12 protein-coding genes and 1 tRNA gene are annotated in these 14,504 nt (G+C 60.1%); 6 read left to right on the top strand and 7 right to left on the bottom strand.

All coding sequences use genetic code 11. The annotated features are described in order from the left end of the window. Window positions 1-2: 2 nt before the first annotated feature. The 5 genes from FBY03_RS12580 to FBY03_RS12560 all read left to right on the top strand — a co-directional run bounded on the left by FBY03_RS12580 (window position 3) and on the right by FBY03_RS12560 (window position 4,262). On the top strand, window positions 3-695 hold the full coding sequence (locus FBY03_RS12580) for a 16S rRNA pseudouridine(516) synthase (RefSeq protein ID WP_147172716.1): 693 nt from the start codon (window positions 3-5) through the stop codon (window positions 693-695). Between the two features lie 412 nt (window positions 696-1,107). Continuing rightward, complete coding sequence (locus FBY03_RS12575) at window positions 1,108-1,992, top strand: alpha/beta fold hydrolase (protein WP_147172715.1); 885 nt, start codon at window positions 1,108-1,110, stop codon at window positions 1,990-1,992. A gap of 100 nt (window positions 1,993-2,092) precedes the next feature. Further along, window positions 2,093-2,166, top strand: a tRNA-Gly gene (locus FBY03_RS12570). Window positions 2,167-2,626: 460 nt separating this feature from the next. After that, window positions 2,627-3,445 (top strand): hypothetical protein, encoded by an 819-nt coding sequence (locus FBY03_RS12565; RefSeq protein WP_147172714.1) that lies wholly within the window; start codon window positions 2,627-2,629, stop codon window positions 3,443-3,445. 274 nt (window positions 3,446-3,719) lie between these two features. Next, window positions 3,720-4,262: a hypothetical protein gene (locus FBY03_RS12560; RefSeq protein ID WP_147172713.1), complete on the top strand. Its 543-nt coding sequence runs from the start codon at window positions 3,720-3,722 to the stop codon at window positions 4,260-4,262. Window positions 4,263-4,297: 35 nt separating this feature from the next. Here FBY03_RS12560 and FBY03_RS12555 read toward each other — a convergent pair whose 3' ends face one another. The 7 genes from FBY03_RS12555 to FBY03_RS12525 all read right to left on the bottom strand — a co-directional run bounded on the left by FBY03_RS12555 (window position 4,298) and on the right by FBY03_RS12525 (window position 9,290). Continuing rightward, the gene (locus FBY03_RS12555) at window positions 4,298-4,771 is read right to left on the bottom strand and encodes a hypothetical protein (RefSeq protein ID WP_147172712.1); all 474 of its coding nucleotides are present in this window, start codon (window positions 4,769-4,771) and stop codon (window positions 4,298-4,300) included. 106 nt (window positions 4,772-4,877) lie between these two features. Then, on the bottom strand, window positions 4,878-5,126 hold the full coding sequence (locus FBY03_RS12550; protein WP_147172711.1) for a hypothetical protein: 249 nt from the start codon (window positions 5,124-5,126) through the stop codon (window positions 4,878-4,880). A 71-nt stretch (window positions 5,127-5,197) separates the two neighbouring features. Then, window positions 5,198-5,779: a hypothetical protein gene (locus FBY03_RS12545; protein ID WP_147172710.1), complete on the bottom strand. Its 582-nt coding sequence runs from the start codon at window positions 5,777-5,779 to the stop codon at window positions 5,198-5,200. Window positions 5,780-5,922: 143 nt separating this feature from the next. Further along, window positions 5,923-6,363 (bottom strand): hypothetical protein, encoded by a 441-nt coding sequence (locus FBY03_RS12540; protein ID WP_147172709.1) that lies wholly within the window; start codon window positions 6,361-6,363, stop codon window positions 5,923-5,925. 747 nt (window positions 6,364-7,110) lie between these two features. Continuing rightward, window positions 7,111-7,398: a hypothetical protein gene (locus FBY03_RS12535; protein ID WP_147172708.1), complete on the bottom strand. Its 288-nt coding sequence runs from the start codon at window positions 7,396-7,398 to the stop codon at window positions 7,111-7,113. A gap of 201 nt (window positions 7,399-7,599) precedes the next feature. Next, complete coding sequence (locus FBY03_RS12530; RefSeq protein WP_147172707.1) at window positions 7,600-8,361, bottom strand: ABC transporter permease; 762 nt, start codon at window positions 8,359-8,361, stop codon at window positions 7,600-7,602. Further along, window positions 8,358-9,290: an ABC transporter ATP-binding protein gene (locus tag FBY03_RS12525; RefSeq protein ID WP_147172706.1), complete on the bottom strand. Its 933-nt coding sequence runs from the start codon at window positions 9,288-9,290 to the stop codon at window positions 8,358-8,360. Before FBY03_RS12525 ends, FBY03_RS12530 begins: the two co-directional genes overlap by 4 nt. Window positions 9,291-9,553: 263 nt before the next feature. Here FBY03_RS12525 and FBY03_RS12520 point away from each other — a divergent pair, with 263 nt between their 5' ends. Then, the gene (locus FBY03_RS12520) at window positions 9,554-14,176 is read left to right on the top strand and encodes a DEAD/DEAH box helicase (RefSeq protein ID WP_218570780.1); all 4,623 of its coding nucleotides are present in this window, start codon (window positions 9,554-9,556) and stop codon (window positions 14,174-14,176) included. Window positions 14,177-14,504: the final 328 nt, after the last annotated feature.

The following is a 14,504-nucleotide window of genomic DNA, read 5'->3' as shown; positions in this document are numbered from 1 at the left end:
CCATGCGCCTCGACCGCTTTCTCAGCAACCTGCCCCGCTTCAACCGTCAGGAAGTACGCCAACTGTTAGCCAGCGGACGCATCCGCCTGGACGGCCAGGCCTGCTGCGATAGGCACAGCGAGGTCAGCGTGTTCAGCCGGGTCGAGTTGGATGACGAGCTGCTGCAAACCGGCAAAGCCGCGCGCTACTTCATGCTGCACAAGCCAATCGGCGTGGTCAGCGCCACCGAGCATCCCGAACACCGCACCGTGCTCGACCTGCTCGCCGAGCCGGACACCCACGAGCTGCACCTGGCCGGGCGCCTCGACCTCAACACCAGCGGCCTGCTGCTGATCACCAACGACGGCCAGTGGTCACGCCGGGCGACCTCGCCGCTGCACAAGCAGCCCAAGGTCTACCTGGTCGAGACCGAAGAACCGATAGACCCCGCCTGCATCGCCACCTTCGCCCAGGGCCTGTACTTTCGCTTTGAGGACCTGGTCACCCAGCCCGCCGAACTGGAGATTCTCGCGCCGCGGCGGGCCCGCCTGACCCTGTGCGAAGGCCGCTACCATCAGGTCAAGCGCATGTTCGGCCACTTCCAGAACAAGGTCGTCGGCCTGCACCGCATCAGCATGGGCGCAATCGTCCTCGACGAACGACTCGCCCCCGGTCAGTACCGCGCGCTGACGGCGGCCGAGATCGCCTGTTTCTGAGGCAACTGACGGCCAGTTCGGCCCGAGTCACAATCATTAGCTCACTACCCGATAAACGGTAGGCCACTAATGAAATTAGCGCTTGCCACGACTGGGGCCCACTGCTTAAATCGAGCCATAAGGTCTTGATGTGACCGTCGAGTCACAGAAGCCATCTAAGCGTTCTTTCGGTTGTTTGCGCGCTGCGCGAAATGGGTTCCTGCCTGGTTACAAGACGCCCTCCAACACCTTGAAAAAGGCTGGAGCGGATGCTCTATTTCGGCCCTAATCGATTGAAAATAAATAACTTATAAAAATCCCCAGCCTGACATTCGTTTGTCATGTCCAGGCGCTTTCCTACTGTCCTACCTTGCTTGCCCGGCGAACGGCTGTCCCCGTTCGCCATGCCTAACTTGCGCCAGGAGGAAACAACATGAAGCCAGCTATCGCTGTCGTCGATGTTCACGGGACTTACAAGGTTCACACGGAGTTTTACGCAAGCCCTGCAGCGCGCAAGACCATCATCCTGGTCAATGGCTCGCTGTCCACCACCGCTGCCTTCGCGCAAACGGTCAAGTACCTGCAGACGCAATTCAACGTGGTGCTGTATGACCAGCCCTACGCCGGCCAGTCCAAGCCGCACAACAGCAACGCGCGTTCGATCAGCAAGGAAGACGAGGCCTTCATCCTCCTCGACTTGATCGAGCACTTTCGCGTCGACTACCTGCAGTCCTTCTCCTGGGGCGGTGTCGCCGCCCTGCTGGCCCTGGCCCAACGCCCGGCACGCATCGAAAAAGCGGTGATCACCTCCTTCTCGCCGCTGCTCAACGAACCGATGCTCGACTACCTGGAAAAAGGCCTGAACTACCTGCACGCAGCAGATGGCAGCAATCTCGGCCACCTGGTCAACAACACCATCGGCAAACACCTGCCGTCGCTGTTCAAGCGCTTCAACCATCGCCACATCGCCAGCCTGGACGCACACGAATACCGGCAAATGTTCTCCCACGTCGATCAGGTGGTGCACATGGAAAATCACTGCCAGATGGAGTGCCTGGCCGGCATCAAGATTCCGCTGCTGTTCGTCAATGGCGAGCACGATGAATACGCCGCGCCGGAGGACGTGCGCGTGCTCACCCAACACCTCAGCGATTGCCACTTCGCCACCATCGACAATGCCGGGCACTTCCTCGACATGGAACACAAGGCCGCCTGGCTGCAAAGCCGGGATGTACTGCTGGGCTTTCTGCAAAGCGCGCCGCAGCGCAGCACGACCATCCGCCCGCAAGCCGAACTGCAACACGCGATGGCCGTATGAAACATGCCACTCTGCCGCTCTAGCACCGAGTCGCAACAAGATTGCGTTCGGTGCGGGCTTCTTTTAGCGCGCGACTTCTGGTACAAAGGCATCCGCAAAAGCGGGCGTCGTATAATGGCATTACTCCAGCTTCCCAAGCTGATAACGAGGGTTCGATTCCCTTCGCCCGCTCCAGATTGCTCAAGCTAAAGCCCTGTTTTCCGACAGGGCTTTTTCGTTTCCGGGGTTTTGTGGTGTCGAAAAAGTGTCGAAACCAGCCACGTAGCTAACAGCAGTGGCGGGCAACATCCGACAAAAGCGGCCGTTTAGAGTAGGGAAAATAAATCCATCCCCTTATCCGCTTGAACTGATTCACTGCCCACCGCTCAATGCCCGGCGCGACGTCGCTCGCCTCGATGTGCTAGTGAAAGAAACCCTGGACCTCCGCGAACTTGCAGGTGTGGTATTGCCCCGGTAACTTCTGAAGAGCTGGTTGCCGGACATTCGGCATTCTAGTGGACCAGTCGCAGCGGTGACGCGGAGTAGGAGCGAAGCCTTGTCGCATGGGGAAATCTGTCATAACTCTCGATCCTTGCGCGGCTGGGCTAAGCACTCGGCAGTACTAACGAAAGATCTAATTGGAGTAGGGATACCGATGGCAATATCGAACTTGGAGAAGTACCGAAAGGACCTTGATGATCTTTTGGTGGAAGCGGGCCAGGTGCAGAACTCCCTCATATACTTAGCTTATGGCCACAAGGAATTTCTCGACACACTCATCAGGCAGCTGAACGGGGATGAGAAGCAGGCCAACAAATTAATAAGCGAATTGAAGCCATTTCTTAGCATCTACCAGCACTGGTATTCGGAAGCTTTAGCAATCGTGAAGCAGCTACTGCCTGATCGGCTGGCCGACTTCATCCGTCTCTACGAAAAACCAAAAAACCGGAAAGAAATCAGTTTCGAGAATTATCGAATTGAGGATGCTTGCCAAGGCTTGCGCATGACCCGCCTCGGCGAGGTGAAAGCAGACAGTAAGGCAGCACTTAACCTGCTAGACCAGCAGATCGCAATCGTTGAAGCCATCAAGCGGCGATTCGAAAGCTCGCTGTTCGACATTAAGCAACTCGTACAGGCTGACCTCTTTGATTCAGAACTTGATGCTGCCCGCGAGCTGCTGAAAAACAAGTTCACCCGCGGCGCCGGTGCCATCGCCGGTGTGGTGCTCGAAGGCCATCTTGGGCAGGTCTGCGAGAACCACAATGTAAAAATAACGAAAAAACACCCCAGCATTTCCGACTACAACCAAGCGCTGAAGGATGCCGATGTCATCGAGACTTCGCAGTGGCGCTTCCACCAACATCTCGCTGACATTCGCAACAAATGCGATCACAGCAAGACAGATGAACCTACTGTGGATGAAGTCAAGGATCTAGTCGAAGGTGTAGCCAAGGTCACCAAGACCATTTTCTGACGGCTCCCCACCACGAGCAGCCGGTAGTCTGGCTAAACCTTTCACGTCCGCAACGGGTCGAGGCTGTGTAAAAATCGCAGACACCATTTTGAAGTCTGCGTTGCTACGTAAAATCTGACAGCGTTTGGTTGGTCAGCAGCCATAAAATCTGCATAGGAAAGCGTTTTCCGTTGCGATTCTGACTGTCAAACACGCTCTAAAACGTTTTCACACAGCCTGGGTCGATAAGCGCTGGTACGCCCGAAGGACAGGGAGAGTTAAAAATGAATGCTGATTGGAACGACGCACCTGGATCATCAGAACAAGCTCCCGCAGGAGCAGTGCCAAAACCTGGATCATTCCGAGCGTTATCGGCACGTGCATCACCCTGGGGCTGCTGCAAGTAGCAGGGACGGCATTCCTGAAAGGGACCGTGCAGAATCTGGCCGACAAAAGCACCCACTCCAGGCCGGTGCCAGTTACTGAGATAACACGGCCAGAGAAAGTAATCAGCAAGGACTGGGACAGGATCGTTGACGAGCAGGCAAGACGCGACCTGCAAACTCAGTCCAATATGGCCCACAGCCAAGCCGAAATGGCGAACGCCTCAACCAAGCAAACCACATTCAACGACCACAACTACATCCCACGTGGTGCTGACAACATAGCTAGCTTCGCTGAGGCACCCCAGCCGGTCGAAAAGCCTGTTGAGAAGATGAAGGTCACAATCGTCAAGCAAACACCGAGCATGAAAGATCGTGCCTGCTGGCCGCACAAAGAAGGCAGCGTAGAGCGCCGAAACTGCCGAGCGAGTGTTGGCCTGAATTATAGAGACTGAGTGACCGCATTCTAACGCCCAAAGCAGCGGCGAATTTATGCATCCGACTGACGTTGTTTGTTAGCCGTCGACCGTTTATTGCTAAAATTATTGTATTCCATTCTTTTAGGCTCTTTAGTGAAAAAGAACCAGGGCTTGGCTTCTCTCTTAGCCCTTTCCCAGTCATGCTTTAACAAAAGCGAGACACGTTCTATAAATTCCAAATGTGATTCTTCGTCAAGCCTCCCTGATTTAAAGTTCCACAGCAGACTTAAGATGGCAAAATCTTCCATGTCTTCAGGATTTAACAAATGTGAAAACCCAGTATATAACTCACACAATTCTGAAAGAGCTTTATTTTCAATGGCATTTGTTACACCTAAAGATTTCGTTCTAATTTTATCTCGCCACACCTCTCTTTGTTTAGTTATATTTTCAATTGCGATTTTTCTCTCAGACGTTCTCAAGGTGACCAGCCCGGCAATTATACCTGCCACCACACCTGAACTTAACACTATTGCGATATCCATATTTACTCATCACTTCCTATGACTGCGAACAATTAAGCTAAAGGGCCGACTTTAGCCGGCCCCAGTGAGCAAAGCGAACGACTTAGCGCATTATTAGACGCTCAAACTACAAGTTCTTTTTAATGTTATTGATCCGCTGAGCCTCCTCTAGTTTTTTTCGCTCAATATAAAGAGATATGAGGCCGGGGCTCACTTCTTTTTTAGAAAGCAAAAGCGCGAGCAGGTTAATTGCTGGAGTTGAAATAACTAGGACAAACAAGAAGACCTCATGCTTACCGGGCATTCCTTTTTCATATAGCAGGTAGCCAATCATACACATAAGCCCAATATTCAGGAGAATTGCAAGTTTCCGCATAGATTCCTCTGGGGTCTAACATTTGAATAAGTGGCTGGCTTTAGCCAGTCCCGAGCGAGCGACCTGAAACACTAGTTAGAAGCCAAAACGCGGCCTTCGAGGTAGGAGGCGATTGCTATAGCTGACTCTATGTAGTTGGACACTGCCGCCTTAGTAAACTCTGCTTCTGGCACATGAACAGCCTCATTTCTCAAAGTCCGGAGCTGTTCAAATATAGCTATTTTACGTTTGTCCAGCACTCCTCCTTTTAGAAGGCTATCACGCAAGCGCATTGGCCCTGGATAGGGAGTTGAAACGCCAAGATTATTTTGACGAATTACATCTGCGGCAGCAGCCTCAACCTGTAACCAAGACTCAAGAATCGCTGCACGAGGTGCTAAGTCCGCAATTGCTTCCAACCTTGCTTTAACCACACTTTTCTCTTGGCCTGCAATGTTGCTCTCTGACTGCGTAGCGGGGACTATAGCTTTAACCTCGTTAGCTATTGCCTCCGCTGTTTCGCCAAACTCCATCTCAATGTCCTTGTACTTGAGTCGGCGCAAGGATCTCGCAATTTGCGGAAGCTGCTTTCGAATTAATACAAGTAGAACTATAAGCGTGGCAGGCCAAGCAAGAGCATTGATAATGCTGCTTAAAAATGTTAGCCAATCCATGGTCTCTCCTTGTCTTCTAATGATTAGCTCGCCCCAGCGAACGAAATGAGTGCTTTGAGTGCTGTAATGGACTCTTCTTGCACCACACTTGCCGATACCGAGTCGTTCGGGTGATCGCTGGGAGAGTCGCTTGTTAGCAGAAATCACCACCAAGCATTTAATTCTTTGATGATTTCGCTCTTGAGTCTTATGGAGAGCGGGCCAACTCTTTTTTCAACCAGACCTATGTTATATTCTTCATCCATGATGTTATTCATGACTGCCTCTATTACCTGCTCCAATTCAACCAGGCTGCTTCGTACCTGTGGTGAGTAATATGGTAGGTATCCTATAGTGGAAAATAATTCAGCAGCACAGCCATTTAAAAAAGCTAAATCTTCGGATTGCGTGGAGTCTAACAGTGATAGCCTGAGCGTTGACGAGAATTTATATGCTCTTTGGTATGCTTCTAGTTTCTTAATGTCATGAAGTTTTATTTTTTCAATTTTCTCTACTCTACGGCCTGAAAGCCAGTCTTTAAGAAGTGGAATGGCTGCTCCAATGACAACTCCGGCAATAGGTAATAATTCAGTATTACACTCCATGTTAAATGGCACCCATTTCTGAATTTTTGCTAACTACAATTAGGCGACATTACTGTCGCACAACACAACTTCCAGGTGTCTGATAACATTCCCTGTCACGCGCTAAGCCCTTGATTTACCTGCCCGTCAAACGGCAAACGCGGCACGAGCAGGACTAACTAGCGACATGAGGCAAGACCGGATGCCAAACGGATCACAACACCATTGCGGCTAGAAGCTACTGATAGGGTGTAAGACTGTCTAGCGCTCGTGTCGAAAAAGTGTCGAAATCACAGACTCGGGAAGGCCATCACTGACCAAAATAGAGAATGCTAACACCGCCAAACAGCCAGCTTTAGCCAACGTAGGTCATTGATCACCAAGGCTGGAACAGGGCTCGATTCCCTTCGCCCGCTCCAGATTATTCAAGCTAAAGCCCTGTTTTCCGACAGGGCTTTTTCGTTTCCGGCTTTTGCCAATGTGAACACTGTAGAAATCAGTCAACGGCCCTAATCGAATAGCCTCATTCCGAGGCTCAGGCTAGACAGCGATAACTTCTGCGAGGTGGCGGGAAGAGCGCCGCGTCATCGGCTGGGGGCTGGGGGCTGGTATTGCAGCATTTGGGCTCGCCGCAGGCTTGATGGGCAGGCCGAGTGACCCGCGCTGACGCGTGATCATCGGGCAACTGCTACTTAGGGGGCTAGTCGAAAAACCTTGTCGGTTGCGACTGCGGCGCTACTTGTCGAGGCCCGCCGTAACCTCGGCGTCCTAGCTATCCGCCATCTCCATGGACAGAGGCTGCAAGAGCACCTCTTCCATGGCGTGCGGTGGGGCTTCCATCACGCCTGATAAATGACTGATGATCTGCCACTGCTGATCCAGCTCGGTGTTGACCGCCGCCATACGCGTAATCATGCGTTTGCCGGCTGCCCGTACGACCTTGTCTTCGCTAGCAATCAACTCGAACGACATCGCCGTTATCGAGGCGGTCAGATGGGTGAGGCTGCGCGCCGTCAAGCTCAACAACTCGGCCATCTGTTTTTCCCTGGCGTCCATTCCCAACTCCTTTGTTCAGTACTTCCAAGCACTGCATGGCCATTACGGCTCGCTAATTCCACGCCCTGGTTCGATAGAGCGATTGCTGCCGGGGGAAGTGTGCCTGCTTTAAAAGACAAAGTGGAAGCGGCACGTGTTAGCTCGGATAGATTTCCAGTGCCGCGCCCTGCTGGCTGGCCATCCCCGTGGCGCAGCCGCCGCTCAACTCTTCAGGCGATAGCCGCTCTTGAAGATCCAGCCGACCGTGAGGATACACAGCAGCAGAAAGCCGAGAATCATCCCCAGGCTGAGCGCCACGTTGACGTCCGACACACCGTAGAAGCTCCAACGAAAGGCGCTGATCAGGTACACCACCGGGTTGAACAGGGTCACTGTCTGCCACAGCGGCGGCAGCATGCTGATCGAGTAGAAGCTGCCGCCGAGGAAGGTCAGCGGCGTGACGATCAGCGCCGGCACCACCTGCAGCTTCTCCCAACCGTCGGCCCAAACGCCGATGATGAAGCCGAACAGGCTGAAGGTCACCGCCGTCAGCACCAGCAAGGCCAGCATCCACAGCGGATGGAGAATCTCGAAATCGACGAACAGGCGCGCGGTAACCAGGATCACCAGGCCGAGGATGATCGACTTGGTCGCCGCCGCGCCGACGTAGCCGATGAGGATTTCCAGGTAGGACACCGGCGCCGACAGCACCTCGTAGATGGTCCCGGAGTACTTGGGCATGTAGATGCCGAAGGAGGCGTTGGAGATGCTCTCGGTGAGCAGCGCCAGCATGATCAGCCCCGGCACGATAAAGGCGCCGTAGCTGACGCCATGCACCTCGGTCATGCTTGAGCCGATGGCCGAGCCGAACACCACGAAGTACAGCGAGGTGGAGATCACCGGGGTGGCGATGCTCTGCAGCAGAGTGCGCCAGGTGCGCGCCAGCTCGAACAGGTAGATCGCCTTGATGGCATAGAAATTCATGGACGCGGCTCCCGGTGTACCAGGCTGACGAAGATTTCTTCCAAAGAACTCTGACTGGACTGCAGGTCCTTGAAGTCGATGCCGCGCTGGGCCAGGTCCTTGAGCAGCTCGGCGATGCCGGTATGCTCGCGCTGGGCGTCGAAGGTGAAGACCAGGGCGTGGCCGTCGTCCGCCAGTTCCAGTGGATGCCCGGCCAGTTCGGCGGGAATGCTCGCCAGCGGCTGCTGCAATTGCAGGGTCAGCTGCTTCTTGCCGAGTTTGTGCATCAGCGCCTGCTTGTCCTCGACCAGGATGATCTCGCCCTGGCTGATGACGCCGACGCGGTCGGCCATCTCCTCGGCCTCCTCGATGTAGTGGGTGGTGAGGATGATGGTCACGCCGCGTGCACGCAGGCCACGGACCATGTTCCACATGTCGCGGCGCAGCTCGACGTCGACGCCGGCGGTGGGCTCGTCGAGGAACAGGATCTGCGGCTCGTGGGACAGCGCCTTGGCGATCATCACCCGGCGCTTCATGCCGCCGGACAGTTCGAAGATCCGCGCGTCCTTCTTGTCCCACAGCGACAGGTCGCGCAGCACCTGCTCCAGATAGGCCGGATTCGGCCCCTTGCCGAACAGGCCACGGCTGAATTTGACCGTCGCCCAGACGCTCTCGAAACCCTCGCTGGACAGCTCCTGGGGCACCAGGCCGATCATCGCGCGCGCCGCGCGGTAGTCCTTGATGATGTCGTGACCATCGACCAGTACCCTGCCCGCACCGGGATTGACGATGCCGCAGATGATGCTGATCAGCGTGGTCTTGCCGGCGCCATTGGGCCCGAGCAAGGCGAAGATCTCGCCCTTGCGGATATCCAGGTTGATGGTTTTCAGCGCCGGGTGGCCGGATGCGTAGGTCTTGCTCAGTTGCTGGATCGAGATCACCGGTTGCACGGGAGGGCCTTGCCTGAAAAAGAGAAAGGCAGAGTGTATGTAACTTGGGGTGGGGTGAGGCAAGCGCGGCGGCGATTGATTGCAACGGACGGCGGGCTGGAATGACGCATTAGCCGGTCAGACGGCCAATCCGGCTGGGCGGTGTTTGCTGGGTTTCGCTGCGCTCTACGCCAGCCTACGGCGCGGTAGTGGCGGCTGGCCGACCATCCGCCACTGCGCCCTGAGCCTTTATTTAGCGACTGCAGGCTAGCATGATGGACGCCATGAAGCCGACGTCCCTTTCAGCCCAGCCCGACGCCGTGTTGCAGGCGTTCCATCCGGCGGTCGCGGCCTGGTTTCGCAGTGTCTTCGAGGCGCCGACGGCGGCTCAGGTTGGCTCCTGGCCGGCGATCCGGGCTGGCCGCTCGACCCTGGTGGCCGCGCCCACCGGCTCGGGCAAGACCCTCACCGCCTTCCTCGCCGCCATCGACGAACTGGTGCGCGACGGCCTGAGTCAGGGCGGCACGCTGCCGGAGCGCTGCAGCGTGGTGTACGTCTCGCCGCTCAAGGCGCTGTCCAACGACATCCGCATCAACCTCGAGGAACCGCTGGCCGGGATTCGCGCCGAACTGCAGCGCCAGGGCCTGGCCGACGTGCAGATTCGCACGGCGGTGCGCACCGGCGACACCAGCCCGAGCGAGCGCGCAGCGATGCGCAAATGCCCGCCGCACATCCTGGTTACCACCCCGGAGTCGCTCTACGTGCTGCTCGGCTCAGACTCCGGCCGGGCGATGCTGGCCGGCTGTCGCAGCCTGATCGTCGACGAGATCCATGCCATCGCCGGGAGCAAGCGCGGCAGCCACCTGATGCTCAGTCTCGAACGGTTGGAGGCCTTGTGCCGCCGTCCGCTGCTGCGCATCGGCCTGTCCGCCACGCAGAAGCCGCTGCAGGCGGTGGCGCGCTTCCTGCTCGGCAGCCAGGCGCCGCTGCCGCCGGACGACCCGGAGGTCGTACAGGCGGAGCTGGCGCTGCTGCCCGAGCCCGCCGCCGAGCCGCCGAGGCCGCCCGGCGACTGCGTGATAGTCGACATCGGCTACAGCCGCGCCCGCGACCTGGCCATCGAGGTGCCGCCCGTGCCGCTGGAAGCGGTGATGAGCCACGAGGTGTGGGACAAGGTCTACGACCGCCTGGCCGAACTGGCTGGGCAGCACCGTACCACCCTGCTGTTCGTCAACACCCGGCGTCTGGCCGAGCGCGCCTGCCGCCACCTGGCCGAGCGCCTGGGCAACCAGGCGGTCGCCGCCCACCACGGCAGCCTGGCCAAGGAGCTGCGCCTGGACGCCGAGCAGCGCCTCAAGCGCGGCGAACTGCGGGTGCTGGTGGCCACCGCCTCGCTGGAACTGGGCATCGACATCGGCGAAGTCGAGCTGGTCTGCCAGATCGGTTCGCCGCGCAGCATTGCCGCCCTGCTGCAGCGGGTCGGCCGCTCCGGCCACAGCGTCGGCGGCACGCCCAAGGGCCGCTTGTTTCCGCAGTCGCGCGACGAGCTGATCGAGTGCGCCGCGCTGCTCGACTGCGTGCGCCGCGGCGAGCTGGATGCCCTGGTCATCCCCCAGGCGCCGCTGGACGTGCTGGCCCAGCAGATAGTCGCCGAGGTGGCCTGCCGCGAATGGCGCGAGGACGACCTCTACCAACTGCTGACCCGCGCCGCGCCCTATGTCGGCCTGCCGCGCGCGACCTTCGATGCCCTGCTGAAGATGCTCGCCGAGGGTTACAGCGGCCGCCGTGGCGTGCGCGCCGCCTATCTGCATCGCGATGCGGTCAATCGCCGCCTGCGCGGTCGCCGCGCCGCCCGCCTGACCGCCCTCACCAGCGGCGGCACCATTCCCGACACGGGGGATTACAGCGTGCTGCTGGAGCCCCAGGGCCTGCAGATCGGCACGCTCAACGAGGACTTCGCCATCGAGAGCATGGCCGGCGATATCTTTCAGCTGGGCAACCAGTCCTACCGCATCCTGCGGGTCGAGCCGGGCAAGGTGCGGGTCGAGGATGCCCAGGGTCTGCCGCCGAGCATTCCGTTCTGGCTGGGTGAGGCACCGGGACGCAGCGACGAGCTGTCGGCCAGCGTGGCGCGGCTGCGCGAAGCGGTGGAGCGGCTGCTGGTGGGTGAGCGGCCAGATGATCCCGGGCCGGCTGCCGAGGATTCAGTGGTAGCTGACTGTCCGCCAATCGCGGCCCAGGCCGCTCCCACAGGGGAGAGTGGCAGTGACCTTGGTGGCAGTGGTCTGGGTGGGAGCGGCCTTGGCCGCGAGGAGGCTACCGGCAAGAGCAGCGAGGACCGCCTGCACGCCGCCACTACCTGGCTGATGCAGTCCATCGGCCTGGGCGAGTCGGCGGCGCAGCAGATAGTCGAGTACCTGGCGCGGGCGCGGCAGTCCCTGGGCGGTCTGCCGACCCAGCGGCGACTGGTGATGGAGCGCTTCTTCGACGAATCCGGCGGCATGCAGCTGATCATCCACTCGCCGTTCGGCAGCCGCCTCAACCGCGCCTGGGGCCTGGCGTTGCGCAAGCGTTTCTGCCGCAGCTTCAATTTCGAACTGCAGGCCGCCGCCACCGAGGATGCGCTGATCCTCTCGCTGTCCACCAGTCACAGCTTCCCGCTGGACGAGGTGTGGCGCTACCTGCACAGCAACAGCGCCGAACACTTGCTGACCCAGGCGGTGCTGGATGCGCCGTTGTTCGCCGTGCGCTGGCGCTGGAACGCCGGCGTCGCCCTGGCCTTGCCGCGCTTCGCCGGCGGCCGCAAGGTGGCGCCGCAACTGCAACGCATGCGCAGCGAAGACCTGTTGGCCACGGTGTTCCCCGACCAGGTGGCGTGCCAGGAGAACCTGGTCGGCGAGCGCGAGATTCCCGATCACCCGCTGGTGGCGCAGACCCTCGACGACTGCCTGCACCAGGCCATGGACTGCGAGGCCTGGCTGGCCCTGCTGCGGCGCATGGAGGCCGGTCAAGTCGAGCTGATCGCCCGCGACTTGCCGGCGCCCTCGGCGCTGGCGGCGGAAATCCTCAGCGCCCGTCCCTACAGTTTCCTCGACGACGCGCCGCTGGAGGAGCGCCGCACCCAGGCGGTGCAGAACCGCCGCTGGAGCGACCCGGAATCGGCCGACGACCTCGGCGCCCTGGATCTCGACGCCATCGCGGCGGTGGCCGCAGAAGCCTGGCCCCTGGTGCGCGATGCCGATGAGATGCACGAAGCCTTGCTGAGCCTGGGCTGCATCACCCAGGCCGAGGCCCAGGCCAATGCCGGCTGGCCGGCCTGGCTGGCACAACTGGGTAAAGCCAGGCGCGCGACCTGCCTGCAACTGGCGGGGCAACCGGCGCTGTGGCTGGCGGCCGAACGCCTGACGCAACTGTTGCCGCTCTACCCCCAGGCCGAGCTGAAACCACCGATCCAGGCGCCGCAGGGCTTCGACCAGGTCTGGACTGAGGAGGCCGCCCGGGTCGAGCTGCTGCGGGCGCGGCTCAGCGGCTTCGGCCCCCTGCCAGTGCCGCGCATCGCCGCCGAGTTGCAGCAGAGCGAGGCGGCAGTGAGCCTCGCCCTGCTCAGCCTGGAGCAAGAGGGCCATGTGCTGCGCGGACGCTTTACCCCAGGTGGTGCGGAGCAGGCGGGCAATAGTGAAGAAGAGTGGTGCGAACGCCACTTGCTGGCGCGCATCCACCGCTACACGGTGGGGCGCCTGCGCCGCGAGATAGAGCCGGTGGCACGCGCCGACTTCATGCGTTTTCTGTTCGACTGGCAACGCGTAGCGCCGGCCAACCGGGTCCGCGGCGCCGAGGCCCTGGCCGGCGTGCTCGGCCAGCTGGAAGGCTTTCAGGCAGCGGCCGGGGCCTGGGAGAGCGAACTCCTGCCGAGCCGGGTCAGCGACTACGGGATCAACTGGCTGGACGACCTGTGTCGCTCCGGTCGTCTGGTCTGGTGCCGCCTGGCCGGGCGCAGTCGCTCGGCCGGCGGCCCGCTGCGCAGCACGCCGATCGTCCTGCTGCCGCGCAAGAGCCTGGGCCTGTGGCGCGCCTGCCTGGTCGATGCGCCGCCCGCCGAGTTGTCCGCCAAAGCCGAGCGCCTGCGCCAGGTGCTGACCAGCCAGGGCGCGTTGTTCTTCGACGAGTTGCAGGACGAGGCGCGCCTGCTGCGCAGCGAGCTGGAGGACAGCCTGGGCGAACTGGTGGCCCTCGGCCTGGCCAACGCCGACAGCTTCGCCGGCCTGCGCTCGCTGTTGCTGCCGGCGGCCAAGCGCAGCCAACAGCAGCGTCGTGCGCGGCGGGCGTTGGCCAACATGCAGGACGCCGGACGCTGGGCGCTGCTGCGGGCGCCCAGCGAGGCACAGGCCACCGCTAACAGCAGCAGTGCCGAAACCCTGGAGCATGTGGCGCGCACCCTGCTGCGCCGTTACGGCGTGGTCTGCTGGCGCCTGCTGGCACGCGAGGCCGACTGGCTGCCGCCGTGGCGCGAGCTGTTGCGGGTCTATCACCGCCTCGAGGCGCGTGGCGAAATCCGTGGCGGACGCTTCGTCGCCGGGGTTGCCGGCGAACAGTTCGCCTTGCCGGAAGCGCTCGGTCTGCTGCGCGAGGTGCGCAAGCGTCCAGCCGACGGCAGCCTGGTCAGCCTGTCCGGTTGCGACCCGCTGAACCTGATCGGTACCCTGCTGCCCGGTAACAAGGTGCCGGCGCTGAGCGGCAATCGCCTGCTGTACCGCGACGGCGTGCCGGTGGCGAGCCTGATCGCGGGCAAGACCACCCTGCTGCAAGAGGTCGATGCCTTCACCGCGGGCGAATGGCAGGCCGCACTGATCCGCCAGACGGGCCTGCCGGCAGTGCCGGGCCATGGCCCGCAGCGCGTCGGAACATAGCCCTGAGCCTGTTCGGGTAGCCCCGCTTGTGTGCTGTCGCTAAGTAGAGGGGCTTCGTGGATGGCGTGAAATGTGGTGGTGGTTGGCCGGCAAGCGCAGCAGCCTTGCTGGGTTAAATCGCACCAGATTCGGCTACTCGAGCAGACCACCGCGCACGCGTCGCACCCAGCCGACTCCGTTGGATATTTCTGATAGGCCACGCCAGCTGCCCGTTCGACCGAGGCATAGAGCATGACCAGATACCCCACTCAATGCTGGACTGCAGGCCACCCGGCGCGGACTGGCCCGAGAGCGAGTTGATTCGTCGCAGGACGCAAGCGGAAGGCTG

Source organism: Pseudomonas sp. SJZ079, assembly GCF_007993865.1.
GTDB lineage: Bacteria > Pseudomonadota > Gammaproteobacteria > Pseudomonadales > Pseudomonadaceae > Aquipseudomonas.
This window is presented reverse-complemented; position numbering and strand designations above follow the sequence as displayed.

Coding starts and splice junctions, on each gene's coding strand:
- FBY03_RS12565 (WP_147172714.1), top strand. CDS start 2,627: ATGGCAATATCGAACTTGGAGAAGTACCGAAAGGACCTTGATGATCTT.
- FBY03_RS12580 (WP_147172716.1), top strand. CDS start 3: ATGCGCCTCGACCGCTTTCTCAGCAACCTGCCCCGCTTCAACCGTCAG.
- FBY03_RS12575 (WP_147172715.1), top strand. CDS start 1,108: ATGAAGCCAGCTATCGCTGTCGTCGATGTTCACGGGACTTACAAGGTT.
- FBY03_RS12540 (WP_147172709.1), bottom strand. CDS start 6,363: ATGGAGTGTAATACTGAATTATTACCTATTGCCGGAGTTGTCATTGGA.
- FBY03_RS12530 (WP_147172707.1), bottom strand. CDS start 8,361: ATGAATTTCTATGCCATCAAGGCGATCTACCTGTTCGAGCTGGCGCGC.
- FBY03_RS12520 (WP_218570780.1), top strand. CDS start 9,554: ATGAAGCCGACGTCCCTTTCAGCCCAGCCCGACGCCGTGTTGCAGGCG.
- FBY03_RS12545 (WP_147172710.1), bottom strand. CDS start 5,779: ATGGATTGGCTAACATTTTTAAGCAGCATTATCAATGCTCTTGCTTGG.
- FBY03_RS12535 (WP_147172708.1), bottom strand. CDS start 7,398: ATGGACGCCAGGGAAAAACAGATGGCCGAGTTGTTGAGCTTGACGGCG.
- FBY03_RS12550 (WP_147172711.1), bottom strand. CDS start 5,126: ATGCGGAAACTTGCAATTCTCCTGAATATTGGGCTTATGTGTATGATT.
- FBY03_RS12555 (WP_147172712.1), bottom strand. CDS start 4,771: ATGGATATCGCAATAGTGTTAAGTTCAGGTGTGGTGGCAGGTATAATT.